The sequence below is a fragment of the Chryseobacterium sp. CH25 genome, assembly GCF_004119455.1.
In the GTDB taxonomy this organism is placed as follows: domain Bacteria; phylum Bacteroidota; class Bacteroidia; order Flavobacteriales; family Weeksellaceae; genus Chryseobacterium.
This window is the reverse complement of sequence record NZ_NRQT01000005.1, coordinates 95,155-121,702: the sequence shown is the minus strand read 5'-3', so window position 1 is coordinate 121,702 and position 26,548 is coordinate 95,155. Positions and strand designations below refer to the sequence as shown.

Sequence of the window (26,548 nt, the reverse complement as noted above, 5' to 3'; positions counted from 1 at the left end):
CCCTCAAAACCAACAAATGCTGAAAATCCTTATCCTTTTTCGCCAATCTCTAAAAAAATCATTTGATAACATCCGGAATGAACAGCTGAAAAACAATCTTCTGCAGGCTATCCCCTTTTGGATTGGATCTGTGATTACCGGATTTTTCGCCGTATTGTATGCCCAAGTATTTGCATGGGGCGAAAATCTCATGAATTTTATTTTTAATTGGCATGCATGGATGATTTTCATCATTGCTCCCATTGGATTTGTGCTATCATGGTGGCTGGTAAAGGAATTTGCCCCCAATGCTAAAGGAAGCGGTATTCCACAGGTGATGGCCGCCGTAGAACTAGCTAACCCGAAGGAACACACAAAGATCAGAAGCCTGCTAAGTCTTAAAATTATTATTTTTAAAATCATTTCTTCTGTAGTTCTGGTAATTGGTGGTGGTGCTGTAGGTCGTGAAGGTCCTACTATTCAGATTGCAGGCTCCGTTTTCAGGAAAGTAAATGAATATCTTCCGGACTGGTGGCCTAAGATTTCTAAAAAGAATATGATTATGACAGGAGCCGCAGCCGGGCTTGCAGCCGCTTTTAACACTCCTCTTGGCGGAATTGTATTTGCAGTGGAAGAATTATCAAAAACACACATTAACTACTTTAAAACAGCCTTATTTACAGCCGTTATCATTGCTGGTCTTACGGCACAGACTTTAGCCGGATCTTATTTGTATTTAGGATACCCGAAAACCAATGATGTTTCTCTGATGGTGATGTTCCCTATTATGCTTGTAGCCGCTACAGCCGGAATTATGGCCAGCCAGCTTTCTGTGATTATGCTTAAAATTAATAGCTGGAAAAAGAAAACCCTGAAAACAGACAGAGCTAATGTGGCATTTCTTGTTGTATGTGCTTTAATCATTGCATCAATTGCCTATTTTATCAATAGAGAAATTTTGGGATCTGGAAAAGAGATTATGGAACGGGTACTTTTTACTAAGGATAAGCATGAAGACTGGTATGTTCCTATCTTACGAATGCTTGGCCCTGCCCTATCTTTTACTTCAGGAGGTGCCGGAGGTATTTTCGCTCCAGCTTTAACTGCAGGGGCTAGTATCGGATCTGTTATTTCGGGGGTCATTCATTTAACTCCCAATGAAACCAATGTAGTGATTTTAGGCGGGATGGTAGCTTTTCTTACCGGAATTACACGTGCTCCATTTACATCAGCCATCATTGTACTGGAAATGACCGACAGACATTCTTTGATTTTTCATCTGATGCTTGCCGGCATGGTTTCTTCTATTGCCTCAATCCTGGTAAGCAGGCATTCTCTTTACGACGTATTAAAAATTAATTTTTTAACAGAACTCAGAAAAGACTAATTGAATCAATAACAAAAACGGAATTTAAATATCATAAAACACTGTAGATTTGGATCTTAGCATAAAAGTCACTATATTTGGAATACAACCAAATAAAACATTTCTGTTATGCGAAAAATTTTACTACATGCAACATTAGTTGCTCTTCCTGTATTGGGCTATAGCCAGATATTTCAGGAAAACTTTGATGGAACCGGACCTGGCATTGCTGCCTGGACAGTAATTAATGTGGACGGGCTTACTCCTGCCACTGCCGTAAGCTTTATATCCAATGGATGGAATAGAATTGACCGACAGGGTACCGATGGAAACTTCGGAGGTCCTGCAGGTAATTTTGCCGCGATGAGTACCTCATGGTACACCCCTGCCGGAACATCAAATGACTGGCTCATTTCACCACCTGTAGCAGTATCCGGTGCATCACCTACATTATACTGGGATGCAAAAGCCCAAGATCCTGACTATCCGGATGGCTATAAAGTAATGCTTGCCCCTAACGGAGGAAACACTGTTGCCGATTTTACAGTACAGCTGTACAATACAACAGGTGAAAATTCCTGGTGGACAAGCCGGGCAGTAAGCCTTACCCCTTATATCGGCCAGAATGTAAGGGTCGCTTTTGTGAATAACAGCACAGATAAATTTATGCTGGCAGTGGATAATATTAAAGTAGATTATACTTTTGTTCAACCACCACCTTCTTATTGTGGGCCATTACAATTTATTGACAGCTCTGGTGATCCTCTTGATGAACCCATCACATTAGTAAATTTTGCAGGGATTAATAATACAACAAGTAATGCAATAGGTGCTGGTGTCTCTCATGAATATTTCCTTAATCAGACTGCTACTGTTACCCAGGGACAGTCTTACAATATTACCTTAAAAGGAAATACAGGCGGAAACTGGACAGACAGCTTTGTTGTATTTATCGACTGGAATCATAATGGTATTATGGATGAAGCAGGCGAAGTTTACCCGGTAACGCAAACCATACAAAACTCTGACGGCACTGATGCTATCCAGGCTGTACATTCTATTGCTGTTCCGGCTAATGCTCTTGTAGGAAACACAAGAATGAGAGTAAAAAAAATGTTTGATACTTTTGATAATGATCCGAATATCATCCTTCCTTGTAAAGGTGGAGAATTTGGTCAGGCTGAAGATTACACCGTAAATGTAATTGCCAGCAACCTTGCGGTAAATGAAGTCAGTAAAAAAGAAACTACGTTCAAAGTTTATCCTAATCCTGTAACGGATATCTTAAATATTGATTCCAAAGTGAAAGTGAGCTCTATATACGTTACAGATGCTTCGGGCAGAACGGTTCTGAGTTCAGAAATCAATCAAAATAAATTCAATGTTAATTTGTCTAAACTTTCCTCAGGAAGCTATATTGTGACCGCACATACAGAAAACGGATTACAGTCTGTAAAAGTGATTAAGAAATAACTGAAACATATCACCCATAAAAAAAGACCTGTTTTTTACAGGTCTTTTTTCAGCATTATATTTAAATCTTTAAAGGCTTCTGATAGTTCTTCAGCAACTCCGTAATTAATAAGTCTAATCACCAGTTTATCCAGCTTTTCACTTGATCTTTTTACTTTGTAGGTTACTATATTCAAGAAGGCATCACCATTTTTCCTTTTAGAAACTTTATGAAATTCTACTACATTACTCAGATTCCACAAATCTCCTTCATAATAAAGTTTCCCATTTTTATCAACCGAGTTTATTCTGATATTATTTCCTTCAAATTCGGCAGCAAGTCTTAACGATCCATTATCCCGGTCTGCTCCAAATTCTTTGATTTTATCAGCAATAAAAGTCTTCACTTCTTCAACATTATGGTATTTCCCCAAAAGGTCTTCCTTTCCATTGGCATAAGTGATTTTATAAATTTCGGATTTGTTTAATGAATGAGTAGGTCCTTCCAGATAATCCAACTCTTTGTAAGTAATATTTGAAGCCCCAACTTCGATAATCTTAGCCTCAAAAGAGGTTCCATTTTTCTTGGCGATTTTATCCTGCGAAAAGCAAGCAATTCCCATCAGCAACAAAGGCAACGTATACATTTTAGTTTTCATGAAATAAAAAATTCTTTCGGCAAAGGTATAAAAAACACCATCAATACTCAAATTCCAACGATTAACGCTGTATTATTTCATCAATACTCTTGCATATTAAAAATATAATTTCTACTTTTGCACCTCGAAATAATTAACAAATTTTTTAACATTATGAACAATTACGAAACTGTTTTCATTTTAACTCCCGTTCTATCTGAAGCACAGGTGGAGGAAGCAGTGAACAAGTATGTAGATCTTTTAAAAGAAAAGAACTGCGAAATCGTTGCTAAAGAAAACTGGGGATTAAAAAAATTAGCTTATCCGATCCAATTAAAAAAGAACGGATTCTATACTTTAATCGAATTTAAAGGAGAAGGTACTGTAGTTGCTGATCTAGAATTAGCATTCAAACGTGACGAGAGAGTTATCCGTTACCTTACTACAAAACTTGACAAGCACGCTGTTGAGTACGCTGTAACTAGAAGAACTAAAGTAAAAGCAGCTAAAGCTTAATTAATTAACCCTATTTTTAAAAAGACAAGACATGGCAATAGATGAAATGGCTAAACAAGCCTCAGCTGGAGGAGAATCAGAAGTAAAATTCCTTACTCCGCTTGATATCAATACAAAATCTGAAAAGAAATATTGTAGATTCAAAAAATACGGAATTAAGCACGTTGATTACAAAGATGCTGATTTCTTATTACAGTTCGTGAACGAGCAAGGTAAAATTTTACCAAGAAGATACACTGGAACTTCTTTAAAATACCAAAGAAAAGTTTCTGCTGCTATCAAAAGAGCAAGACACCTTGCATTACTACCATACGTAGCTGACTTATTAAAATAAGACAAAAAATAAATAAAAGAAGAGAGCAATCTCTTCTTTTGTTGCTGAATACATCATTAATTCTAACTTGATTTTAGACTATAATCTAAAATCTTAAAAAGGACAACAACAATGGAAATTATCCTAAAAAAAGACGTAGAAAACTTAGGACTTGAGTTTGATACAGTAAACGTAAAGCCAGGTTATGCTAGAAACTTCTTAATTCCTCAAGGAATTGCTCTTTTAGCTACACCTAAAAACAAAGCTGCTTTAGAAGCTACATTAGAAGCTAGAAAAGAAGAAGAAGCTAAATTAATCGCAACTGCTAATGCTGTAGTTGAGCAATTGAAGAAAACTTCTATCACTATTCCTGCAAAAGTAGGTACTGGTGATAAATTATTCGGATCTATCAACAATGCTGATCTATCTGCTGCTTTAGAAAAAGCTGGAGTTTCTGTAGAGAAAAAATATATCAAAATTCCTGGTAACACTATCAAGAGAACTGGTAAATTTGCTGCTCTTATCAGACTTCACAGAAATGTTGAGTACAACTACGAATTCGACATCGTTTCTGATGCTCCAGTTGTAGCTGCTCCTGCCGCTAAGAAGGAAGAGGCTAAATCTGAAGAAGCTTAATAAGCGACTGAGAATTTCTCACCATACAAGACCACTTCAATTTTTTGAGGTGGTTTTTTTTTGCCTTTTTTACAATCTTCAGTGTTGATCGTATGCCTGTCAAGGTTAATTCCACTTCATCGAAATATCTACTCAATAAGGACTCAAATACAAGAATTATAATACATAAAAACTTGGTAAAAAATATTTTGTCATTACAGATATCTCCGAACCTTAAAATCAACTGCCCACCTACCGGTCTCCTCTTAATTTCTGCTGATATTCTGTTGGAGCGACTCCAATTACCTTTTTGAAGATATTACTGAAAGAAGACAGACTATTGTATCCAACCATCATGGCAATTTCATACATATTGTATTTATCCTCCAGCATCAGTTCAAGAGAACGGGTAATTCTTAAGGCTCTCAGGAAACGGACGTAATTCATACCCAAAATTTCTTTAAATTTCCTGGAAAGGGTTCTTGTACTCATTCCAAACTCTTTGGCCGTAGATTCTATCGTTAAGGGCTTCTCCAGATTGGCGTGAATATATCTGGCTATCTTCAGTAAAGTTTCATCTTTGGGAAAGGGGTGTTGTACAGGGAATGCCAGCTTTTTATCTCTTTTTTCCGGTAATATCCCTTTTAATGCTTTAAGGAAATAATATTTTGAGCCGTCATTCTTTGTGATTTTCCCATTCCATTCTTTAGTATACAAAATCATCTCCCTAAGTAAATCATTGACTGAATAAATATTAATTTCATCAAAAAAGCCATTTTCATCAGCTTCTTTTTTGAAATAAAAGTTATAAAGTTCCACCTTAGGGCTGGTAGAAAAAAGATAATGTGGTGTTCCGGCAGGAATCCACATAAAACATCTTGCCGGAAGATACCAGTGCTTTAAATCAGTAAAAACATGTACAATACCGCCTTCTGCGTATACTAACTGGGCAGAACTGTGATAATGGATATCTGTTGTAATATTTCCGGTAAGGACATGATATACATAAAATTCGGCATCTTCTTCCTCTACGGCTTTAAAATGACTGTTATTCATAAAATAAAGGTAGGTAAAATTTTCAAAATGGCGTAAATGAGCAAATCTTTTTCTTGTTTCACAAATAGTATCCGAGGGTCATAGTCGTAAATTTGCAGTATCAAAATCATTTTAGCAAAAATCCTTTAATTAATTTATGAATATGATATTTAACGCATGCCGATATCAGTGCATAGCGTTGTGCTTACTATTGAGCAACTTTTTACATTCACAGATGATAGATTACCAGCATCTTGGCCTACAGCAGGCTATAGAAATTGGTTTAAAAAACAACAAAAGTATTCAGATCAGTCATTTAAAACAGGAAATGTCCGTCACAAAGGAAAAAGACCTGAAAATGGAAAAACTTCCGGATATTGAGTTTCATACCAGCTATAATCAGGTGACCAACCTTTTTCAATATCAGGATGGGGTATTTAATAAGCCTACAAAATATGATGCGATCAACGGAATGTATGATTTTACGTTATCCGCTTCCATTCCTGTTTATATGGGTGGAAAAATAAAGAATACAGAGAAAAAAGCAGCTATTGACAGTGAAATTTCGACTTTAAAAACACATCTTGATGAAAGACAGCTTACAATGGAAGTGATTACGGCCTTTCTTCAAATCCATCATTTGAAAGAACAGCAGCATCTTATTAATGATAAAATGAAGGAAGATTCAGTAAACATTAAACAGGTAAAAGCTTTAAAAGCAAATGGCGTAGTTACGGTGAATGAAGTATTGAGAACTTCACTACAGCTTTCTAACCACAAAATGAGCTGGACAGAACTGGACAACGACATACAGATTGCTGAGCATAAACTTAAAACTCTTCTTTCCCTTCCGGAACAGCAGGAAATGCATGTGGATACCCAGGATCTAATCTCGGATAAAGCAGCTATTCCTTACGTTGATGAGTTAACAGAAACTGCTTTAAACAAAAATGAATCCGTTGAAATTACTCACAGAAACCTTTCATTAAAACAATTGGATCAGAAAATCATTAAAGCCAATTATTTACCCAAAGTTACTGCTGGTGGAGAATATTTCTTAAAATATCCGAATATGATGTTCTTTCCCCCTGAACCTTATGCCTATCGTTTGGGAATGATTGGCCTTAACCTTACCTATCCTATCGAAAACCTGTACAAAAACAAATATAAAATGCAGGAAGCAAGGGAAAATATTGATCTGGCTAAACTTCAGATTGAAGAAAACGAAGAAAAAGTAAGGCACAATGTGTATGAAGCATACAAAAAGTTTGAAGAAACAGACCAAAAAGTAAAAATAGCAGAGGAAGCTATTGATCAGGCAAAGGAAAATTACCGTATTGTAAGAACAAAATATGCCAACAAATTAAGCCTTATTACAGAGCTTATTGATGCAGACAATACCTATCTGGAAGCAGAATCTAATCTTATTTCCGTAAAAATTAACAGACAACTTAAATACTATCAACTCCAGTATACGATTGGAAACTTATAAAAACTATGGCACAGAAACAACTGACACAAAAAGAAAAAAGAATTAACAAGAGTATTACTTTACTTGCATGGATTCTTATCATCAGTGGAATCACAGGAATGGTAAGCTTCTATCTTTTTTCGAGAAAAAATGTTACCACCAACGATGCCCAAATCGAACAATATATTACTCCTGTCTCCAGCAAGGTTTCAGGATTCATCAAAACAATAAAGTTTAACGAAAATCAGTTTGTACACAAAGGAGATACACTCATTGTTATTGACAACAGGGAATTTGTCAACCAGGTGCATATGGCTGAAGCCAATCTGAATGCTAATACAGAAAATATCACCACCATTCAAAGCAGCGTTAATACAAAGGCAAGTGATACAAAGATTATTGATGCTAAAATTGCTTCTGCAAGAATCGATATATGGAGAACGGAACAGGATTATAAAAGATATAAAAATCTGTTAGCTGAAGATGCTGCTACAGAACAGGAATTTGAAAATGTAAAAGCATCTTACGAACAGTCTAAAGCCAACCTTTTAGCACTGGAACAGCAGAAAAATGCCGTAAGAGCTGGTGCTAGTGAACAACAGACCAAAGTTGCTCCGGCTAAAAGCCAGATTCAACAAAGCTCAGCCAGCCTTAATAATGCCAAATTATTCCTTTCATACACTGTAATTACAGCTCCTTATGATGGCTGGGTAGGAAAGAAAACAATTCAGGAAGGACAACTGATTAAAGAAGGCCAAGCATTAGTACAGATCGTAAGCAAAGAAAAATGGATCATTGCCAACTATAAAGAAACTCAGCTTGGACAGATTGATCAGACTCAAGAAGTCATCATCACCGCAGATGCTTACCCGGATGTTGAATTCAAAGGAAAAATTCTTTCAGTTTCTCCTGCATCAGGATCTCAGTTCTCTTTAGTAAAACCGGATAATGCCACCGGAAACTTTGTAAAGATTGAACAGCGATTTCCAGTAAAAATTATTCTGGATCATAACAAAGACAATGAGAAACTGCTTTCCGGGATGAATGTTCTGGTGAGTGCTAAGAAGATTTAGGGTTGAGAGTATTAGAGTACGAAAATATCCGGTTGTATTATCATTTTCAAATTAGTTCATTTTCAAATCTTCAAATTAAAATTATTTTTTTGCGAAAAGGCAAGACCGCAAAATACAGATCTGCTGATTTTTTCTTTAAGCATATTTGTTATTTTACCTTTTACTTTTACCCCTTTGCCCTTTTGTCTTTTCGCTTTTTTATTATAACCATGGCTAAATACTGATTTTATTAGCCTTCCAAACAACTATGCAACACAATACAGTTTATCATAAATGGGTACCACAATGGCTGAAACTGCCATTACTTATATTGGCATTGTTTCCCCACCTGATGCTGTTATCACTGTTACATTCCAACAGTGCCTTCACATCTTCTTTTATGGATGTAGATTCAGACGACATCCAATACCTAATGATTTTGATGTATGGGACCTTTGTGGTTACCCTTTTAGTTTTACAAAGATTTATGGCTTACTTCAGTGTGAAATATTATGTTCTGCTGATGTCTTCCATTTCGGTAATTATCCTTTATGTTTTATCAGTTACCAATGATTATCATATCATTCTCGTCATCCGTTTCTTAGAAGGAATTTTTGGACTTTTGGAAGGAGCTATTTTCCTGCCTCTGATTATTGCAGAACTGAAAACAAAACACGCTAAAGTTCTGGCTTATCTTTTTATGTATTCTATTATGCTTACTGGCGGAACCGTAACCACTTCCCTATTGAAATCTAGTATTGAAGACTATGATTTCCAGCATATGGTCTTAATGATGGTATATTTCCATGTATTTGTACTTATCATCGGAATTGCCATCTTCAACAGAAACAGATTTTTCCCTAAAAAACCATTATATCAACTGGATATTTCCAGCTGGTTTTTACTTTGGGTATGTTTACAGGCCGGTGGTTATGCCATTATTTATGGAAAAAGACTGATGTGGTTTGAATCAGACACCATCATTATATGCCTGTTTGTATTTCTGCTTTCAGGCGGATTGTTTATGTTAAAACAGAGAAATTCCAAGAGACCTTTATTTCATTTTGAAGTTTTCAGTTCTAAAAACGTCATTGCAGGGATGATTCTCTTTTTTATTTTTTATCTAATCCGTTCAGGGTTAAACAATGTATACAGCATTATGGCCACCGTATGGAAATGGCCATGGGATTATATTGTCAATATTCAGTACTGGAATGTTGCGGGAACACTTTTGGGTGTTTTTTTATCAGGAATCTGTCTGGTGAAAGGAGTTTCATCAAGAATTGTATTCTTCACAGGATTTCTTTTACTGGCCATAGACTGTGCCTGGTTTACCTATACATTCTATCCGGATACTACCCTTTCCACAATTTGTCCGCCATTATTTCTGCAGGGAGTCGCACAGGGATTATTATTCACACCTCTGGTTTTCTTTCTTATTTCAGCCACACCGGAAGAGTATGTTTCCAATGCTACAGCTCTTGGGACTACTACCCGCTTTTGGACAACCGCTATCGGATATGCTTTGATGCAAAACCTGATGTTATTTTTAACTCTAAAACATACTGATAGCCTAAGTTCTAATTTTACAGATACCAATCCGGTCTTCTACAGTCAGTGGAATCAAATTTTCGGAGCTAATATGGCAAAACTCCCGGTTAATGAATCATTATCCATGACTGCAGGTGCCTTTAAAGCCAAAATAAATGCTCAATCTATCCTGCTTTCCAACATGGAAATTTTTACAGGTTTGTTCTGGCTGGCTTTGATTACAGCTCTCCTATTACTCCTTTATCATCCGGTGAGAATAGCAGTTAGAAATATTATGTAGAGAAAAAGAAAGCTGAAATTAAAATAATCCTTAAATACCCACCATCTCCAAAACATCAAAAATAACTCCCAACTTTGGCCGGTTTATTGTTGCTTGTTTTCAATACAAAAAAGCTATCGTATGGAAATTGAAAAAGTTCTACAGAGTCAGAGAGATTTTTTTAAAACACAGCAGACCAAAAGTCTTGCCTTCAGAAAAATGTATCTTGAAAAGCTCAGAAAGCTTATCATTTCCAACGAAAATCTATTGTATGAAGCTATTTACAAAGATTTCGGAAAATCTAAATTCGATACGTTTACCACAGAAATCTCTTTTATTCTGAATGATATTGATTATTATCTGAAAAATTTAAATTCACTTTCCAGACCAAAAAAAGTAGGCACCAACCTTGTTAATCAGCTTGGAAAAAGTAAAATTCATTCCGAACCGTTGGGCAATATTCTGGTAATCGGAGCATGGAACTATCCTTATCAGCTGTCTCTTTCACCCATTATTGCTGCTATTGCTGCCGGGAACTGCTGTATTCTGAAACCCAGTGAAATTGCAGAAAACACAATGAAAGCAATGTCCACAATCGTCAATGAAAATTTCCCTTCCGAATATCTGTATGTTTACGAAGGTGGCATTGATGAAACAACAGAGCTTCTGAAATTGAGATTTGATAAAATATTCTTTACAGGAAGTACCAAAGTAGGCAAAATTGTATACAAAGCAGCTGCAGAGCAGTTAACCCCTGTAGTTCTTGAGCTTGGCGGAAAATCACCAGTCATTGTTACTAAAAATGCCAATCTTGAGGTTGCTGCCAAAAGAATTGTCTGGGGAAAATTCCTGAATGCCGGACAAACCTGTGTTGCTCCGGATTATTTATTGGTTGAAGAATCCATACAGGAACAGTTTCTGGAGATGTTGAGAAAATATATAAAAGAGTTTCAATACCGTCCGGATTCTGAACAGTATACAAAAATCATCAATCATCGTAACTTTCAAAGACTGGTTCATCTTATTGATAAGAAAAAAATATATTTCGGCGGAGGTTCTGATGAAGAAAAACGATATATAGAGCCTACCATTCTGCACCATATAGATTGGAGCGATCCTATTATGGAGGAAGAAATCTTTGGACCCATTTTACCTGTCATCGGTTTCCAGAATTACAATATGGCCCTGAATGCAATATTAGAAAAGGAAAAACCTCTGGCAGCCTATCTTTTTACCAACCATACTGAAGAAAAAGAAAACTTTACCCAAAGATTGTCTTTTGGTGGCGGATGCATCAATGATGTTGTAATGCATTTAAGCAATGATCATTTACCGTTTGGTGGTGTGGGAAATTCAGGAATAGGAAATTATCACGGGAAATTCGGCTTTGAAGCATTTTCTCACCAAAAAGCAGTGCTTGAAAAAACAACATGGGGTGAACCGAATATTAAATATCCACCATATTCTGAGAAAAAATTAAGCTGGATTAAAAGGTTTTTATAATTCTCGCAGTTTTTACGGATTACGCAGTTTTTTTTACGGAAAATAAAAAAGGTTGCTTCAAGTAGAAACAACCTTTTAATTTTTTATGCTTTAGGTTTCCAGGTATTGAAGAACTCTTTTACCTTGTCCTTGCTGTACCCTTTTCCTTCTTCAAATACATCGCTCTGCTGAACTTTAATCATCTTCCCATTTTTATCCAAAACAATGAATACAGGGTATCCGAACTTTTCACCAGGATTATCATACTGAGCAAAAACTTTCTCATTCTTATTATCCGGAGAATAATTCAGGTGGTAGTATAAGAAATTTTTATCTACCAAAGCTTTCAATTCAGGAGTTTCCTGTACGAAATTATTAAATCTAAGACACCAGATACACCAGTTTCCACCAGCCTGGATCATAATATTTTTACCTTCTTTTTTAGCCTGCGCTACCAATTTATTAATATCTGCCTGAGCATCTGCTTTTGGATTATATGGCTTAGGAAGTTTTGCTTTTTCTTCAGCAGCTTTCTTCTTAGCATCCAATTCTTTCTGTTCAGTCGGCACAATAAGAGCCGTTTTTTGCTTTCCATTATCTGGTAAGTCCTTTACGTTCTGTGCAAAAGTTAAAGTCCCTAACCCCAGCAAAGCGATCAATGTCAATTTTTTCATAACATAAAAATAAAAAAATAATACTTATCTCCCTGCAAAAATAGAACCATAATTTTATTATCACTAAATTTGCCTGTTTTATGAGCTTTTTAATTAAAATATTATTTTTCATCTCAAAACTTCCGCTTAAAATATTATATATTTTCTCGGACGTTATATTCTTCCTAAATTATTATCTGGTAGGGTATAGAAAAAAGGTGATTACCCAGAACCTTAGAAATTCCTTCCCTGATAAAACTGAAGATGAGATTAGAAAAATCCGAAAAAAATTCTATCGCAATTTCTCAGATTATCTGGTAGAAACTATAAAGTCATTCAGTATTTCTGAAACGGAATCCAGAGTAAGAATGCAGCATATTAACCAGGAACTTTTTCACGAAGCCAAAAAGGAAGGTAAAAACATCATTTTACTGGCCGGCCATGTGTTTAACTGGGAATGGATTAATGCATTGGCCAGGATTATTCCGCAGGCTCACTGCCATCCGGTTTACAGGAAGGTAAACAGTGATTTTTGGGAAAATCAGATGAAAAAGGTGAGAAATAAGTTCGGGAATGAAGCTCTGGAAGCCAATGAAGTGATCCGAAATATCTTCAGATCTGAAAACAACGGAGATTCTGCGTATATGTTTGTAGCAGATCAAACCCCACACTTTTCTCATGTTACCTATGGATTAGAGTTCATGCACCAAAGAACTCCAGCATTCATTGGTTACGATAAACTGGCAACCCGAATGGATCTTGCTTTTATCTATTGCGAAATGAAAAAGGTAAAACGTGGCTATTATCAGGTAAACTATTATAGAATCTATCCGGATAATGAAAAATTTACAGAGCATGAAGTGGTAAGGAAATTCCACAAAATGCTTGAAAACACGTTAAATAAATATCCGGACAACTATCTTTGGTCACACAGAAAGTGGAAGTATCAGGATTCTATCAAAATTTTTGATACTGAAAAAAATTAGATTTACATGCAGAACAAACTGGCTGTTGCCATCTTAAACTGGAATGGAAAAAACTGGCTGGAAAAATTTCTTCCAAGTGTAGTTCAGTTTTCTCAACATGCAGATATTTATGTTATTGATAACCTTTCTACTGATGATTCCATAGCATTTCTGAACACCCATTTCCCTACCGTAAAAATCATTAAAAATGATAAAAATTACGGATTTGCCGGTGGTTATAATGAAGGGTTAAAGAAAATTGACTATGAGTATTACTGTCTTCTTAATTCAGATGTAGAAGTTACGGAAAACTGGATAGAACCTGTGTTAAATCTATTTGAAAAAGATGCTTCAATTTCTGCTGTTCAACCTAAGGTTTTATCCTACAATCATAAAAATTTCTTTGAATTTGCCGGAGCTGGCGGTGGTCTGATTGACAACCTTGGTTATCCGTATTGCCGGGGACGTGTTTTTGATGATCTGGAAGAAGATAAAGGACAATATGATGATGAAACAGAAATCTTCTGGGCATCGGGATGTTGCTTTTTTATCCGTTCCAAAGATTTTTGGGAGCAGAAAGGTTTTGATGAGCGTTTTTTTGCGCATCAGGAAGAGATTGATCTTTGCTGGAGACTTATTAATTCAGGAAAGAAAATCTTTTATACCGGAAAGTCTAAAGTATATCATGTAGGTGGTGGAACTCTGAATAAGCAAAGTGCTCAGAAGACTTATTTGAACATAAGAAATAACCTATCTATGATGCTTAAAAACCTGCCATTTCCTAAGCTGATCTGGCTGATCTTTTTCAGGCTTTGTCTGGATGGTGTAGCCGGAATTTATTTTGGGCTAAAACATGGCTTTCCTCACCTTTGGGCAGTTGTAAGGGCACATTTCGGCTTTTATGCACAACTTCCGGGAACATGGAAACTTCGTCAGAAACACCAAACAAATCAGTTCTATCAGTCGAAATGGTTAATCTTTAATCATTTTCTAGGTGGAAGCAAAAAGTAAAAACACATAGTTTTAAACTATACACAATTTTAAACTTTAAATACAGTTATGGATTTCTGCGCAATAGATTTTGAAACAGCCACTCATGAGAAAAATTCTGCCTGTGAGATGGGAATCTGTGTGGTACAGGACTCTAAAATTGTAGAAACCAAAACATGGCTCATCAAGCCACCTAGCTTCCCCTACTTCAACAAATTTAACATTGCAGTGCATGGGATACAGCCAGAAGATGTACAGGATGCTCCTACTTTTGATGAGATCTGGCATGAAGCAGAGGAATTAATGTACGGATCATTGATGATTGCCCACAATGCAGGCTTTGATTCTTCCGTTTTGAGAGGCTGCCTTCAGCATTATGGGATGTTTACTCCAAAAATCAATTATCTGTGCAGCATACAACTTGCAAAAAAATCCTGGAACTATCTTCCAAAGTACGGACTGAAGCCTTTGGCTGAATACCATAATATACAATTCAATCACCATAGAGCCGGAGCGGATGCAGAGGTCTGCGCAAAAATTTCTTTACTGGCTTTTGAAAAATTATTTATTACAAGAAATGAAGAAATAGATGAAACAATATTAAAAAAATATATCAAAAAACTGTAACTTTAAAACAAAAACCATGAAAAAACTTCTACTATCTCTAACCGCTATTGCCGGTATTTTTGTTCATGCCCAAACAGCACTTCATGGTGCAGACTGGCATTTAAAGAAAATTGTAAAGAATAACGTTACCTATACCATTCCTACAAACAGTGAAATGGCAAGCCCTATTTTAACGTTTTCATCTGCGCCTAATGCATTAACAAACATGAATAGCCCTATTTGCGGAACGAATATCTGGGCCCAGTTATATAATGCCGAAATAACTGCCAATAGCTTTAATTTCTGGGCTAAAGGCATAGGCAATACAAATACGTGTACCCTCCCTGAAAATATAGCTTTTTATAATCAGTATTATGATTATTTCAGCATGAGTTCTAATAATTACAGCTATCTTATTACTTATAATGGCGGAACAAGAGAGCTTGTTATCACCAACAACTATGGAGACCAGGCTTTTTATCAATCAGGACTTTTGGGAACAAAAGACACCCTGTTAAAACAATCAGAAAAAACAATAAGCATCTATCCTAACCCAATAAAAGAGGACTTCATTCATTTGAAAAATGCTGAACGAATTGAATGGATAAAGGTATATAATACAGAAGGAAAACTGATTATGAATAATCAGTCTTCTGATTTTAAAATTAATGTCTCTAACCTGCTAAAAGGGGGCTACTTTATGGAAGTAAAATCTAAAAGTGGTATTAGCAGACATCAATTTATCAAAGAATAATTTTTAATTGCTCAAAACTTCCGAGAGTAGGTTAAATTTTGGAATATCAATCTCTAACGTTTCCTGTGTTTCAAGGTTTTTAACCAGGTATTTTCCACTCATATTTCCTACTCCGGAGCGAAGCATTACATTGGAAAAATAAGAGAAATTTTCGCCGGTTCCTATCTCTGGAGTCAGACCGATAACGCCGTCTCCGATAATCTCTGTATATCCAAATCCTACATCAAAGATGAGCCATTTTCTTTTCAGTACTTTTATAGGAAAGCTTCCGTCATTTTCTATAGTGATATTGTACTTGAAAACATAACGGTTTTCGGATGGATAACTGTTCTTACTATCATATTCAGGTATAACTGAAACTTTGATATTGGAAGTCATTTTTGAAAACATCATTATTGCATTTTCTTAATAGATACAAAAATCTCGCCTTTTTTAAGGCGAGATTATATATTTATATTATAATTTTATTAAAAACTACAATCCAAGGCCTTTTCTTTCGTCACCTCCCATTAATACCTGAACAGGATTGTCGATACCTTCTTTTACCGCTACAAGGAATCCTACAGATTCTTTTCCATCGATAATTCTGTGGTCATAAGACATAGCAACATACATCATTGGTCTGATTACTACTTGCCCATCAACAGCAACTGGTCTCTGGATAATGTTGTGCATACCTAAGATTGCAGATTGCGGCGGGTTGATGATTGGTGTAGATAGCATAGATCCGAAAGTACCACCGTTTGTAATAGTAAATGTACCACCAGTCATTTCATCAACAGTAATTTTACCGTCTCTTACTTTTGTAGCAAGATCTTTGATGTTTGCTTCAACAGCGCTGAAAGACATGTTTTCTGCATTTCTCAATACAGGAACCATTAATCCTTTAGGACCTGAAACTGCAATAGAGATATCGCAGAAATCATAGTTTACTTTGAAGTCTCCGTCAATAGATGCATTTACATCCGGATACATTTCTAATGCTCTTGTAACCGCCTTTGTGAAGAAAGACATGAAACCAAGTCCTACTCCGTGCTTTTGAGCGAATTCTTCTTTATATAGTTTTCTTAATCTGAAGATTTCAGACATGTCAACTTCGTTGAAAGTTGTTAACATAGCTGTTTCATTCTTCACAGAAACTAATCTCTGAGCGATTTTTCTTCTTAAAACTGAAAGTTTTGTTGTAGTTGTAGATCTAGAACCAGTAGCTGTAAGAGGGCTTCCTCCTAATGCAGGAACTGCTGCTAATTCAGCATCAGTCTTAGTGATTCTTCCGTCTCTTCCTGTTCCTGAAACCTGACCAGCATCCATTCCTTTTTCGTCAAGGATTTTCTTAGCTGCCGGAGATGGAGCTCCTGTAGCATAAGTTGTTGGAGCAGCAACCGGAGCAGCTGGTTTTGGAGCTTCTTGTTTAGCAGGTTCAGCAGCTTTTGGAGCTTCTTCCTGTTTTGGAGCTTCAGCAGCAGGTGCACCACCTTCTGGTCTTGCAGCATCCATATCAATTAAACAAACTACCTGACCTACTTGTACTACATCACCTTCTTCTGCTTTTAAAGTGATAACACCACTTTGTTCTGCCGGCAATTCAAGAGTTGCTTTGTCTGAGTCTACTTCAGCGATAGGTTGATCTTTTTCTACATAATCACCATCTTTTACAAGCCACGTTGCAATTTCAACTTCTGTAATTGATTCGCCCGGTGAAGGAACTTTCATTTCTAAAACTGACATATCGAGTATTTTTTATTTTTTAATTGATTATTATTTAATTAAGCTGTTACTGGTCTTTTTGCAGGAGCATCGTCTCTGTCGAATACTCTGTTGATTACTGCATTTTGGTTTTTCTCAAACATTTTATGGCTACCTGGAGCTGGAGCACCGCTTGGTACCGGAGCTACAACCTGGATTCCTGTATCTCTGAAGTTTCTTAAGATATAAGACCAAGCTCCCATGTTTTCAGGTTCTTCCTGAGCCCACACTAATTGTTTTCTGTTTTCGTATTTGTTGAAGATCTCTTCAATAGCATCTGCCTGAAGTGGATATAACTGCTCGAATCTTACTAAAGCAATAGTATCACAGTTTAATTCTTCTTTCTTCGCTAATAATTCGAAGTACAATTTACCTGAACAAAGAACTACTTTTTCTACTTTTTTAGGATCTGCAGTTGGATCGTCTAAGATTGGCTGGAATGAACCTGTTGCGAAATCTTCAAGTGGAGAAACTACTTTAGGGTGTCTCAATAGAGATTTAGGACTCATTACAATCAATGGTTTTCTGAACGCCCATTTCAGCTGTCTTCTCAATAAGTGGAAGTAGTTAGCAGGTGAAGTAATATTTGCTACTACCATGTTTTCATTAGCACAAAGTGTTAAGAATCTCTCCAATCTTGCTGAAGAGTGCTCTGCACCCTGACCTTCTGAACCGTGAGGCAATAACATAACCAATCCGTCCTGGATTTTCCATTTTTCTTCTGCTGCTGCAAGATATTGGTCAACGATGATTTGAGCACCGTTTACGAAATCTCCAAACTGAGCTTCCCAGATTGTTAATGTATTTGGAGAAGCCATTGCATATCCATAGTCGAAACCTAGAACACCATATTCTGAAAGGTGAGAGTTGAATACATCAAATCTGCTTTCTGAAACGTGTCTTAATGGGATATATTCTTCTTCTGTATCTTCTGTTTTTACCACAGCATGTCTGTGAGAGAATGTACCTCTTTCTACATCTTCTCCAGAGATTCTTACGTTGTGACCTTCTACAAGTAGTGTAGCATAAGCTAACCACTCTCCCAGTGCCCAGTCTAATGAGTTTCCTTCAATAGCTTTAACACGGTTATCGAAAAGTCTTGTAATCTTGTTGATGAATTTTTTATCAGCCGGAAGTGTTGACATTTTAAGCGCCAACTCTTTTAATTTAGCTAAGTCATATTTTGTATCAACTGGTAACTGAACTGCTCCTCTTTTTCCGATTGGATAGTTTACCCAATCTTCAGCCATGAACACATCCATTACGTTTTTCTCGATCTCTTTAGAAGCATCAAAGTCTTTATCAAGAAGGGCTTTGAATTCCGTTTCCATTTTTGCAATTACATCGTTTGAAGTAATGCTGTCTTTAAGTAATTTCTCTTTATAAATTTCTCTTGGATTCGGGTGCTTAGAAATAGCCTTATAAAGGTTAGGCTGAGTAAATCTTGGCTCATCCCCTTCGTTGTGACCATATTTTCTGTATCCTAATAGATCGATGTACACGTCTTTTCCGAATTTTGCTCTGAAATCAGCTGCAAAATGGATTGCGTGAACTACTGCTTCAGCATCATCAGCATTTACGTGCATTACAGGAGATTCTGTAACTTTTGCGATATCTGTACAGTATGTTGATGATCTTGCATCGTGGAAGTTTGTTGTGAAAGACACCTGGTTGTTTACAACAATGTGAACTGTACCACCTGTTCTGTATCCTTCAAGGGTCATCATCTGAGCTACCTCGTAAGCAATACCCTGTCCTGCAATAGCACCGTCACCGTGGATGATGATTGGTAATACTTTAGAATAGTCTTTATACTTATCGTCTACTTTTGCACGGCAGATTCCTTCTACTAGAGCTGCAACGGTTTCAAGGTGAGACGGGTTAGGTGTAAGGTTAATGCAAACTTCTTCTCCTGAAGCTGTTTTGATCTTCTTAGATGATCCTAAGTGATATTTAACGTCACCTGAGAACACATCTTCTTCGAATTCTTTTCCTTCAAATTCTGAGAAGATCTGTTTGTAAGATTTTCCGAAGATATTGGTCAATACATTCAGTCTACCTCTGTGAGCCATCCCCAAAACAACTTCATCTACTCCTAACTGAGAAGATCTTGAGATCAACTGATCTAAAGCTGGGATTAATGTTTCACCTCCTTCTAATGAGAATCTTTTTTGTCCTACAAATTTTGTGTGAAGGTAGTTTTCAAAAGCAACTGCCTGGTTTAATTTTAATAAGATTTCTGTTTTTTCATTTGCAGAAAGGCTTGGGTGGTTTTCATTTACCTGAAGCCATCTTTTGATAAAATCTTTTTCTTCAACATTGTTGATGTGCATGTACTCTACTCCGATAGAATCACAGTAGATGCTTTCAAGGTGCTTGATCAAATCTGCTAAAGTAGCAGGCTCTTTCATTCCTGTTTCAACTGCACAGTTGAATTTTGTATTTAAATCTGCTTTAGAAAGACCGAAGTTTTCGATATCTAAAGTAGGTGTATAGTGTCTTCTTTCTCTAACTGGGTTTGTTTTTGTAAACAGGTGCCCTCTTGTTCTGTAAGCCTCAATAAGGTTTACGACTTTAAATTCTTTCTTGATGTGTTCAGGAACTTCTCCGTTTGTTACCGCCTGAGAAATTTGTTGTACTGCAGGAGCAGCGCTGGCCGAAGCCTGAATAAATTGAATGTTATCGTCATCTCCGTAGTTCTCCAAAGCAAAATCGAAGCCTTGAAAGAAAGCTTTCCATGATGGTTCTAAAGAATCTGGGAATTTTAAGTACTGTTGGTATAAATCCTCAATTAACTGAGAATGAGCTGCGTTTAGGAATGAAAATCTGTCCATTATTACAGTTTATCTATTTATTAAAATTTATTTGTAGAATTAATCTTCAAATTTAATAAAAAAACCGAGTTAGAACAGTCTGAAACCGTTAAAAAAACTTAAGAAAAAAATTATTCTGAAAAAATTACTTATACACTGATAATGAGAGCTTAAGGTTTACGTCCTGACCTTCCATTGGACGTTCAATAAAGGTCTGACGGATATCTCCGAAGCGCATCTCGTCTTTTTTGGCTTTCTGAATCAGCTGCTGAATTGCCCTAATTCGGCCTTCATAGCTCCCTTTGTAGTAAATTACGTAGTTTTGTGATGGATTTACGGACCTAAAATTAAAGTTATTGTCAGACACTCCAATTTTCTTGGAAAGTGGAATTCCCAGGAAGTAGGAAACTTCTTTGTCTTTGTAATTATCTCCATCCGTCATCAGAACCGGATATCCAAATTCATCATCTTTTTTACCAAGGTCCATCGATACGAAATTATATACTTTGTTATAATTCATCACGATGTTTTTGTAAAGAGCATCTTTTTTATTGGCAGTACTCACGTTAATTCCCAATAGCAGTTTATCTTCTTCATTTTCCACCATCAAACTGTCATACTTAATAGCTGCCATCTGATTGTCTTTTTCAACCTTATTTCCGAGGGAATTTTTAAGATTGACCATACTTTTGTTGATATTTTCAGCAAATCGGTCTTCTGTCCAGAAATTTTCCACTCTTCTCCAAACGGAAAGTTTCGGAGTGTGTACATACCACGTAATTTTGGTCTTTTCTGCTGAAACGGGCTTAAATTTAACATCAACTAATGTCGGATTTTCATTTTCATCTTCAAAAAGCTGGTATTTTAAAGTCTTATTAAGATTCTCATAACGGATAAACATTTCTCCATCCGTATCATTTTTTTTATCTACATAACTGATCGCACTTCCCTGTCCTTCATAAGGCGTATAATAATCTATATCCATGGCCTGTGAACTGGTGAAGAAGTTGTTCCATCTCGTAAAATTCTGAAGATTATTAAACTGAGAAAAAACTTTATCTACCGGATAATCAATTTCTTTTTCAACGGTAAAGTTCTTGCTTTCATCCACAAAATAATACATGGAAGCAGCATAGGCACCTCCCAAAAGAACAATAAGAACAGTTAGATATTTAAAAATACGCATCGCACAAAAATAATACAAATAAAAAAAGTGACCAATATGTGGATCACTCTAGTTTTATGTTTAACAATAATTAACCTATTTAGAGGCTGGAAGCGGGGTGTAGGAAGATGGAAGTAACTGTTATTCCAACGATTACTGCTTCTCCTTTGATTGAAATTATTATTTATAAGTCTTCCAATAAAGAAAAACAACATTCATCACTTCGGCTGCAATAACTTCCAGCATCCCACTTCCTTACTTCTTACCCAATATGTGTTCCCGGTGCCAGCACTGCTCCTTTTTTCACCACTACGATACCATCCTGTACAGAATAAGTTCCGTAATCGCCATCTGGGATATGTTTTCCACCGATAATTTTTACATTGTCTCCGATGTAGCAGTTTTTATCAAGGATTGCTTTTTCAATATAGCAGTATTTCCCGATTCCCATATTTGGGCGGCCAGCTCTGTCATTTAGGACAATTTCTGTGGTATTTTGATAGAAATCTGCTCCCATTACGTAAGAGTTTACGATAGTACTTCCTTTATCTATTCTTGTTCTGTTTCCAATCACAGAATTTTCAATTTTATCTGCCATGATGATACATCCATCTCCAAACACCGCTTTACTTACATAAGAACCGTTGATTTTTGACGGCGGAAGCATTCTCGCTCTTGTATAAATGGGTGAAGAGGAAAACAGATTGAACTGCGGAAGATCCAGACAAAGATCCAGATTGGCTTCGTAGAATGATTCTATAGTTCCTATATCTGTCCAGTATCCTTCATATTGATAGCTTAATGTTTTATATTTTCCGATAGAATTTGGGATAATATCTTTTCCGAAGTCATCCCCAGCTCCTTCCTCAAACATTTTTTTAAGGATTGTCTTTGTAAAGATATAAATCCCCATAGAAGCCAGATATTCTTTACCTCTGTGTTTATTTTCTTCTGAAACTTCAGATTGCAGGCCATCCAACATACCATAATCCGGTTTTTCGTAGAAAGAGGTGATATTTCCTTCATCATCGGATTTTAAGATTCCAAAGCCGGTTGCATCTTTAGCATTAACAGGAATGGTTGCAATGGTAAGATCGCCTCCGTTTTCAATGTGAAAATCGAGCATTTCACGGAAATCCATCTGATACAGCTGATCTCCGGAAAGAATTAAGATATAATCATAATCATATTTTTCAAGGTGCTTCATGGATTGACGCACGGCATCTGCGGTTCCTTGGTACCAGCTGTCATTTTCCACATTCTGTTCAGCAGCCAGAATATCTACAAAGCCCTGACTAAAGATATCAAAGTGATAAGAGTTCTTAATATGTGAGTTTAGAGATGCCGAATTAAACTGAGTTAATACCAGAATTTTATTCAATCCTGAGTTCAGACAGTTTGAAATAGGGATATCTACCAGCCTGTATTTTCCTGCAATAGGCACTGCCGGTTTGGATCTGGTATACGTTAATGGGAATAATCTTGTTCCTCTTCCACCGCCCAGTACAATAGAGATTACATTTGGATTCATAAATATATTGCGTTTTTTATTGTATTAAGTTTACTGTTCTATTCTTGGTGTTTATTCAATTTACTCCTATTAAGGGCAAATCTTTTATTATATCAACTATTATATAAAGCTATATATTTTTCTGCAGATTTCTCCCATGCAAAATCAAAATTCATATTGGCATGAATAAGTTCTTCCATGATTCCTTTCTGATGATAGATTCCAAGTGCTCTGTTCATCGCATGAACAATATCATCTACTCCAGGATATGTGAAGTTCAGACCGGCTCCACCGGTTGAAATATCTTCCACTGTATCTTTCAGTCCGCCGGTGTACCTTACTATCGGAACAGTTCCATATCTCATAGAGTACATTTGATTTAAGCCACATGGTTCTACTCTTGATGGCATCAACAGAAAATCCGCGGAAGCATAAATCTTATGAGAAAGATGTTCTTTATACCCTAAATCCAAAGCAAAATTGGTATAGGTATGATCATATTCTTTAAGTTTATTCTCTATATAGACATTTCCAGAGCCCAGAATCATGATATTTAAAGCTCCATAGCTCTGTTTAATACTTTTCCAGACCACATCCGGTAAAAGATCTGCTCCTTTTTCCGTAGCAAATCTTCCAATGAATGCGAACAGAGGAAGTTTTGGGTTCAGACCATATTCTTTACAAAGCTTTTCTTTATTTTTCTTCTTTTGGGCAACGGCATTTTTGATGTTGAAATTAAAATCCAGCATCGGATCGGTTTCCGGGTTCCAGACTTCGGTATCAATTCCGTTGATAATACCATAGGCTTTTCCAAATTCCTGGCGAACTAAACTTTCAATTCCCCTGAAACTGATGAAAAGTTCTTCCAGATATCCTTCAGAAACGGTAGTAAAGGCATCTGCACATTTAATCATACTGGCTAATGGATTCATCAGTCCGTTCCAATCCATTAATCCCCATTTATAAGAATCAAAAGAAGGCATATAATTGGCCATATTCCAGCTCATCATCCCCTGATATTCTCCGTTATGAATAGTTCCTATGGTTTTCACGCCTTGTAAAAAGCTAAATTCAGGACAGTGTTCTACCATAAAAGGAACCAACCCTGTATGATAATCATGACAATGAAGAACATCCGGCCGGATTTCCATAGCACACAGCCAGTGCAGAACTCCATGCTGAAAAGCTAAAAACTGAAAGCTTTCATCCTGGTAACCATAAGGATTATCTCTATCCAAAAGCCCGGGAATTCTCACCATATAAAGCTCAAACCCCAGCACATTGCTCTTTTCCTTCATCACCTGAACCTGCAGCATATTGAATCCCTGATGAATAAATCCATCAAATACCACCTCAAATTCGTGTTCGCGGACAAAAGGTTTGTTATACCATGGCATTACCACCTTGGCTTCTATTCCTTTTACTTTATTCTGATATTTCGGAAGGGCACCAACAACGTCTGCCAGCCCGCCTACTTTGGCTACAGGATAACATTCTGTACTTAAATGATAGATAACCATTCTTTATCTTTTGTGTTTAATTCTGTGTAATTTATACTTTTTATCTTTTTGCTGCCTCAAAATAATTCCTGCAAGAGGAGGTAATTTGAGGGTCATAAACTTTTGGTGTTCTGTTCCGTCTTCATATTTTTCTTCCAATATTTCAGATGCTACTCCACTTCCGCTGTATTCTTCATCATCAGAATTGAGAATAACCTCCCAATGCGTTCCGTTGGGAATCTTTATTTTGTAATCCAAAACCTTCGGAGCAAGATTTAAAACAGTCATCAAAACATCATCTCTTCTTTTTCCTTTTCTAAGATACACATAAACTGAGTTTTCCAGATCATCTGCCTCTATCCATTCAAAGCCGTGTTTATCAAACTGATTTTCGTATAAAGCAGATTCTGATCGGTATAAATGATTGAGTTCTTTCACCAGATTCTGCAATCCTTTATGAACAGGGTATTTCAACAGATGCCAATCTAGGCTTCTGGTAAAATTCCATTCGCTGGTTTGCCCAAATTCATCACCCATAAAAAGCAGCTTAGCGCCTGGATGGGTATACATATATACATACAAGGTACGGAGATTGGCAAATTTCTGCCATTCATCGCCTTTCATTTTATAAATAAGACTTGCTTTTCCATGTACCACTTCATCATGCGACAGAGGCATCATATAATTTTCATTATACATATACATGGAAGCAAACGTAAGCTTATGATGATGGAATTTTCTATTGACAAAGTCTTCCTTAAAATAATCCAAAGTATCATGCATCCAGCCCATCATCCATTTCATTCCAAAGCCTACACCACCATCATGAACAGGTTTGGTAAGCATTGGAAAATCTGAACTTTCTTCAGCAATGGTCATAATACTGTTCCCGAATTCTTTATAAACAGCAGTATTGAACTCCTGTAGAAAGGCTTTCGCTTCAAGATTAACGTTTTCACCATATATATTAGGTTCCCATTCGCCTTCATTCCTTGAATAGTCCAGATGAAGCATTGAAGTTACCGCATCTACACGAAGTCCGTCGGCATGATAACGATCCAGCCAGAACATCGCATTCGAGATCAAGAAAGATTTCACTTCATTTCTTCCGTAATTGAATATATGTGATTTCCAATCGGGATGAAAGCCTTTTCTCGGGTCTTCATGTTCATATAAATAGGAACCGTCAAAACGATGAAGTCCATTAGCATCTCCCGGAAAATGGGAAGGTACCCAATCCAGAATAACACCTATATTATTCTGATGAAGCTCATCAATCAGGAACATCAGATCCTGTGGTGAACCAAAACGTGAAGTAGCTGCATAAAATCCCGTAATCTGATATCCCCAACTTGGATCATAAGGGTATTCCATCACAGGCATAAACTCTACATGCGTAAACTCCATTTCTTTTATATATGGAACGAGTTTTTCTGCAATATCACGGTAGTTCAAAAACTGGTCAGGATTTTTTCCATCTCTCACCCAAGAACCTAAATGCAGTTCATATACGGAGACAGGGGCGTCCAGACTGTTCTTTTCACTGCGGTTCTCCATCCACTCCTTATCATTCCACTCATACCAGGTTGTAGAAACCAATGAAGCTGCCTGGATATTCTGTTCCCAGCTTAAAGCATAAGGATCACTTTTTTCTAAAATTTCTCCTCTGGCTGTTTCAATAGCATATTTATATAAGGTACCCCATGGTAAGTCTTCTATAAAGCCTTCCCAGATCCCCGATTCATCCCACCTTGGGAACAAAATATGATCTTTATGATTCCAGTTATTAAAGTCTCCAATCACAGAAACTTTTTTAGCATGAGGGGCCCAAACTGAAAAATAAACTCCCTTTACGCCATCCTTTTCTACAGAATGCGCTCCAAATTTACCATACAGCTTATAATGCCTACCTTCTTTAAAAAGATACACATCATGATCGGTGAAAAGCGTGTAGGTTTTAACAGAATTCATCAAGATCAGTTTGTATTTATATTTTGCCTGAAACTACGAAAAATACTGACAATAGCGATTAATTATTCATCAAATAATTATCAAGTTAGTTTCCCTCATTCGTTTCCTATCAAATATATCATTTTTTAATTCACTTTTTATGATTCT

23 protein-coding genes are annotated in these 26,548 nt (G+C 36.5%); 13 read left to right on the top strand and 10 right to left on the bottom strand.

The genetic code is table 11. The features are described 5' to 3' along the window. The first annotated feature begins 16 nt into the window (after nucleotides 1-16). Nucleotides 17-1,366 carry a chloride channel protein gene (locus tag BOQ64_RS13450; RefSeq protein ID WP_129057350.1) on the top strand — a complete coding sequence of 450 codons (1,350 nt, stop codon included), beginning with the start codon at nucleotides 17-19 and terminating at the stop codon, nucleotides 1,364-1,366. 108 nt (nucleotides 1,367-1,474) lie between these two features. Further along, nucleotides 1,475-2,818: a T9SS-dependent choice-of-anchor J family protein gene (locus tag BOQ64_RS13445; RefSeq protein ID WP_129057349.1), complete on the top strand. Its 1,344-nt coding sequence runs from the start codon at nucleotides 1,475-1,477 to the stop codon at nucleotides 2,816-2,818. 35 nt (nucleotides 2,819-2,853) lie between these two features. On the opposite strand, the gene BOQ64_RS13440 is transcribed toward BOQ64_RS13445, so the two are convergent. Further along, entirely contained in the window at nucleotides 2,854-3,456 is a 603-nt protein-coding gene (locus BOQ64_RS13440; protein ID WP_129057348.1) for a hypothetical protein, read from the bottom strand. Between the two features lie 153 nt (nucleotides 3,457-3,609). On the opposite strand from BOQ64_RS13440, the gene rpsF reads away from it, so the two are divergent. The 3 genes from rpsF (at nucleotide 3,610) to rplI (ending at nucleotide 4,900) form a co-directional block, all read left to right on the top strand. Continuing rightward, nucleotides 3,610-3,951, top strand: coding sequence for a 30S ribosomal protein S6 (rpsF, locus tag BOQ64_RS13435; RefSeq protein ID WP_129057347.1), 342 nt, complete (start codon nucleotides 3,610-3,612; stop codon nucleotides 3,949-3,951). A 31-nt stretch (nucleotides 3,952-3,982) separates the two neighbouring features. Next, on the top strand, nucleotides 3,983-4,285 hold the full coding sequence (gene rpsR / locus BOQ64_RS13430; protein ID WP_002979091.1) for a 30S ribosomal protein S18: 303 nt from the start codon (nucleotides 3,983-3,985) through the stop codon (nucleotides 4,283-4,285). A 111-nt stretch (nucleotides 4,286-4,396) separates the two neighbouring features. After that, the gene (rplI, locus tag BOQ64_RS13425) at nucleotides 4,397-4,900 is read left to right on the top strand and encodes a 50S ribosomal protein L9 (RefSeq protein ID WP_129057346.1); all 504 of its coding nucleotides are present in this window, start codon (nucleotides 4,397-4,399) and stop codon (nucleotides 4,898-4,900) included. 231 nt (nucleotides 4,901-5,131) lie between these two features. Here the strand turns inward: rplI and BOQ64_RS13420 are convergent, their stop codons facing one another. Continuing rightward, nucleotides 5,132-5,935: a helix-turn-helix domain-containing protein gene (locus BOQ64_RS13420; RefSeq protein ID WP_129057345.1), complete on the bottom strand. Its 804-nt coding sequence runs from the start codon at nucleotides 5,933-5,935 to the stop codon at nucleotides 5,132-5,134. A gap of 214 nt (nucleotides 5,936-6,149) precedes the next feature. On the opposite strand from BOQ64_RS13420, the gene BOQ64_RS13415 reads away from it, so the two are divergent. From BOQ64_RS13415 to BOQ64_RS13400, 4 genes are all read left to right on the top strand, one after another. After that, entirely contained in the window at nucleotides 6,150-7,406 is a 1,257-nt protein-coding gene (locus BOQ64_RS13415; RefSeq protein WP_129057344.1) for a TolC family protein, read from the top strand. 5 nt (nucleotides 7,407-7,411) lie between these two features. After that, nucleotides 7,412-8,458, top strand: coding sequence for an HlyD family secretion protein (locus BOQ64_RS13410; RefSeq protein WP_129057343.1), 1,047 nt, complete (start codon nucleotides 7,412-7,414; stop codon nucleotides 8,456-8,458). Nucleotides 8,459-8,705: 247 nt separating this feature from the next. Then, on the top strand, nucleotides 8,706-10,268 hold the full coding sequence (locus BOQ64_RS13405) for an MFS transporter (RefSeq protein ID WP_129057342.1): 1,563 nt from the start codon (nucleotides 8,706-8,708) through the stop codon (nucleotides 10,266-10,268). A gap of 102 nt (nucleotides 10,269-10,370) precedes the next feature. Further along, the gene (locus tag BOQ64_RS13400; protein WP_262708765.1) at nucleotides 10,371-11,750 is read left to right on the top strand and encodes an aldehyde dehydrogenase; all 1,380 of its coding nucleotides are present in this window, start codon (nucleotides 10,371-10,373) and stop codon (nucleotides 11,748-11,750) included. An 83-nt stretch (nucleotides 11,751-11,833) separates the two neighbouring features. Here the strand turns inward: BOQ64_RS13400 and BOQ64_RS13395 are convergent, their stop codons facing one another. Next, nucleotides 11,834-12,403 (bottom strand): thioredoxin family protein, encoded by a 570-nt coding sequence (locus BOQ64_RS13395; protein ID WP_129057340.1) that lies wholly within the window; start codon nucleotides 12,401-12,403, stop codon nucleotides 11,834-11,836. A gap of 80 nt (nucleotides 12,404-12,483) precedes the next feature. Here BOQ64_RS13395 and BOQ64_RS13390 point away from each other — a divergent pair, with 80 nt between their 5' ends. Genes BOQ64_RS13390 through BOQ64_RS13375 form a run of 4 tightly spaced genes read left to right on the top strand, consistent with a single transcriptional unit; the run spans nucleotide 12,484 to nucleotide 15,697 of the window. Continuing rightward, nucleotides 12,484-13,368, top strand: coding sequence for a lysophospholipid acyltransferase family protein (locus BOQ64_RS13390; RefSeq protein ID WP_129057339.1), 885 nt, complete (start codon nucleotides 12,484-12,486; stop codon nucleotides 13,366-13,368). 6 nt (nucleotides 13,369-13,374) lie between these two features. After that, on the top strand, nucleotides 13,375-14,358 hold the full coding sequence (locus BOQ64_RS13385) for a glycosyltransferase family 2 protein (protein ID WP_129057338.1): 984 nt from the start codon (nucleotides 13,375-13,377) through the stop codon (nucleotides 14,356-14,358). A 48-nt stretch (nucleotides 14,359-14,406) separates the two neighbouring features. Then, the gene (locus tag BOQ64_RS13380) at nucleotides 14,407-14,964 is read left to right on the top strand and encodes a 3'-5' exonuclease (protein ID WP_129057337.1); all 558 of its coding nucleotides are present in this window, start codon (nucleotides 14,407-14,409) and stop codon (nucleotides 14,962-14,964) included. Between the two features lie 16 nt (nucleotides 14,965-14,980). Further along, nucleotides 14,981-15,697 (top strand): T9SS type A sorting domain-containing protein, encoded by a 717-nt coding sequence (locus tag BOQ64_RS13375; protein WP_129057336.1) that lies wholly within the window; start codon nucleotides 14,981-14,983, stop codon nucleotides 15,695-15,697. Between the two features lie 3 nt (nucleotides 15,698-15,700). On the opposite strand, the gene apaG is transcribed toward BOQ64_RS13375, so the two are convergent. The 7 genes from apaG to glgB all read right to left on the bottom strand — a co-directional run bounded on the left by apaG (nucleotide 15,701) and on the right by glgB (nucleotide 26,401). Next, a complete protein-coding gene (gene apaG, locus BOQ64_RS13370) occupies nucleotides 15,701-16,090 on the bottom strand; it encodes a Co2+/Mg2+ efflux protein ApaG (protein ID WP_129057335.1) in 390 nt (129 codons plus the stop codon). An 81-nt stretch (nucleotides 16,091-16,171) separates the two neighbouring features. Beyond that, nucleotides 16,172-17,425, bottom strand: coding sequence for a 2-oxoglutarate dehydrogenase complex dihydrolipoyllysine-residue succinyltransferase (gene odhB / locus BOQ64_RS13365; protein WP_065394207.1), 1,254 nt, complete (start codon nucleotides 17,423-17,425; stop codon nucleotides 16,172-16,174). 38 nt (nucleotides 17,426-17,463) lie between these two features. Then, nucleotides 17,464-20,277, bottom strand: coding sequence for a 2-oxoglutarate dehydrogenase E1 component (locus BOQ64_RS13360; RefSeq protein ID WP_129057334.1), 2,814 nt, complete (start codon nucleotides 20,275-20,277; stop codon nucleotides 17,464-17,466). 124 nt (nucleotides 20,278-20,401) lie between these two features. Then, on the bottom strand, nucleotides 20,402-21,442 hold the full coding sequence (locus BOQ64_RS13355) for an SRPBCC domain-containing protein (RefSeq protein ID WP_129059731.1): 1,041 nt from the start codon (nucleotides 21,440-21,442) through the stop codon (nucleotides 20,402-20,404). A 241-nt stretch (nucleotides 21,443-21,683) separates the two neighbouring features. Next, nucleotides 21,684-22,952, bottom strand: a complete 1,269-nt coding sequence (locus BOQ64_RS13350; protein ID WP_129057333.1) for a glucose-1-phosphate adenylyltransferase — start codon at nucleotides 22,950-22,952, stop codon at nucleotides 21,684-21,686. 92 nt (nucleotides 22,953-23,044) lie between these two features. Further along, nucleotides 23,045-24,451 (bottom strand): glycogen synthase, encoded by a 1,407-nt coding sequence (locus BOQ64_RS13345; protein ID WP_129057332.1) that lies wholly within the window; start codon nucleotides 24,449-24,451, stop codon nucleotides 23,045-23,047. A 3-nt stretch (nucleotides 24,452-24,454) separates the two neighbouring features. Beyond that, nucleotides 24,455-26,401 (bottom strand): 1,4-alpha-glucan branching protein GlgB, encoded by a 1,947-nt coding sequence (gene glgB / locus BOQ64_RS13340; RefSeq protein WP_185147077.1) that lies wholly within the window; start codon nucleotides 26,399-26,401, stop codon nucleotides 24,455-24,457. Nucleotides 26,402-26,548 lie beyond the last annotated feature (147 nt).

What these genes read in the sequence shown, in the direction of transcription:
- BOQ64_RS13450 (WP_129057350.1), top strand. Translation starts at nt 17, where the DNA reads ATGCTGAAAATCCTTATCCTTTTTCGCCAATCTCTAAAAAAATCATTT.
- BOQ64_RS13445 (WP_129057349.1), top strand. Translation starts at nt 1,475, where the DNA reads ATGCGAAAAATTTTACTACATGCAACATTAGTTGCTCTTCCTGTATTG.
- BOQ64_RS13440 (WP_129057348.1), bottom strand. Translation starts at nt 3,456, where the DNA reads ATGAAAACTAAAATGTATACGTTGCCTTTGTTGCTGATGGGAATTGCT.
- rpsF (WP_129057347.1), top strand. Translation starts at nt 3,610, where the DNA reads ATGAACAATTACGAAACTGTTTTCATTTTAACTCCCGTTCTATCTGAA.
- rpsR (WP_002979091.1), top strand. Translation starts at nt 3,983, where the DNA reads ATGGCAATAGATGAAATGGCTAAACAAGCCTCAGCTGGAGGAGAATCA.
- rplI (WP_129057346.1), top strand. Translation starts at nt 4,397, where the DNA reads ATGGAAATTATCCTAAAAAAAGACGTAGAAAACTTAGGACTTGAGTTT.
- BOQ64_RS13420 (WP_129057345.1), bottom strand. Translation starts at nt 5,935, where the DNA reads ATGAATAACAGTCATTTTAAAGCCGTAGAGGAAGAAGATGCCGAATTT.
- BOQ64_RS13415 (WP_129057344.1), top strand. Translation starts at nt 6,150, where the DNA reads ATGATAGATTACCAGCATCTTGGCCTACAGCAGGCTATAGAAATTGGT.
- BOQ64_RS13410 (WP_129057343.1), top strand. Translation starts at nt 7,412, where the DNA reads ATGGCACAGAAACAACTGACACAAAAAGAAAAAAGAATTAACAAGAGT.
- BOQ64_RS13405 (WP_129057342.1), top strand. Translation starts at nt 8,706, where the DNA reads ATGCAACACAATACAGTTTATCATAAATGGGTACCACAATGGCTGAAA.
- BOQ64_RS13395 (WP_129057340.1), bottom strand. Translation starts at nt 12,403, where the DNA reads ATGAAAAAATTGACATTGATCGCTTTGCTGGGGTTAGGGACTTTAACT.
- BOQ64_RS13390 (WP_129057339.1), top strand. Translation starts at nt 12,484, where the DNA reads ATGAGCTTTTTAATTAAAATATTATTTTTCATCTCAAAACTTCCGCTT.
- BOQ64_RS13385 (WP_129057338.1), top strand. Translation starts at nt 13,375, where the DNA reads ATGCAGAACAAACTGGCTGTTGCCATCTTAAACTGGAATGGAAAAAAC.
- BOQ64_RS13380 (WP_129057337.1), top strand. Translation starts at nt 14,407, where the DNA reads ATGGATTTCTGCGCAATAGATTTTGAAACAGCCACTCATGAGAAAAAT.
- BOQ64_RS13375 (WP_129057336.1), top strand. Translation starts at nt 14,981, where the DNA reads ATGAAAAAACTTCTACTATCTCTAACCGCTATTGCCGGTATTTTTGTT.
- apaG (WP_129057335.1), bottom strand. Translation starts at nt 16,090, where the DNA reads ATGATGTTTTCAAAAATGACTTCCAATATCAAAGTTTCAGTTATACCT.
- odhB (WP_065394207.1), bottom strand. Translation starts at nt 17,425, where the DNA reads ATGTCAGTTTTAGAAATGAAAGTTCCTTCACCGGGCGAATCAATTACA.
- BOQ64_RS13360 (WP_129057334.1), bottom strand. Translation starts at nt 20,277, where the DNA reads ATGGACAGATTTTCATTCCTAAACGCAGCTCATTCTCAGTTAATTGAG.
- BOQ64_RS13355 (WP_129059731.1), bottom strand. Translation starts at nt 21,442, where the DNA reads ATGCGTATTTTTAAATATCTAACTGTTCTTATTGTTCTTTTGGGAGGT.
- BOQ64_RS13350 (WP_129057333.1), bottom strand. Translation starts at nt 22,952, where the DNA reads ATGAATCCAAATGTAATCTCTATTGTACTGGGCGGTGGAAGAGGAACA.
- BOQ64_RS13345 (WP_129057332.1), bottom strand. Translation starts at nt 24,451, where the DNA reads ATGGTTATCTATCATTTAAGTACAGAATGTTATCCTGTAGCCAAAGTA.
- glgB (WP_185147077.1), bottom strand. Translation starts at nt 26,401, where the DNA reads ATGAATTCTGTTAAAACCTACACGCTTTTCACCGATCATGATGTGTAT.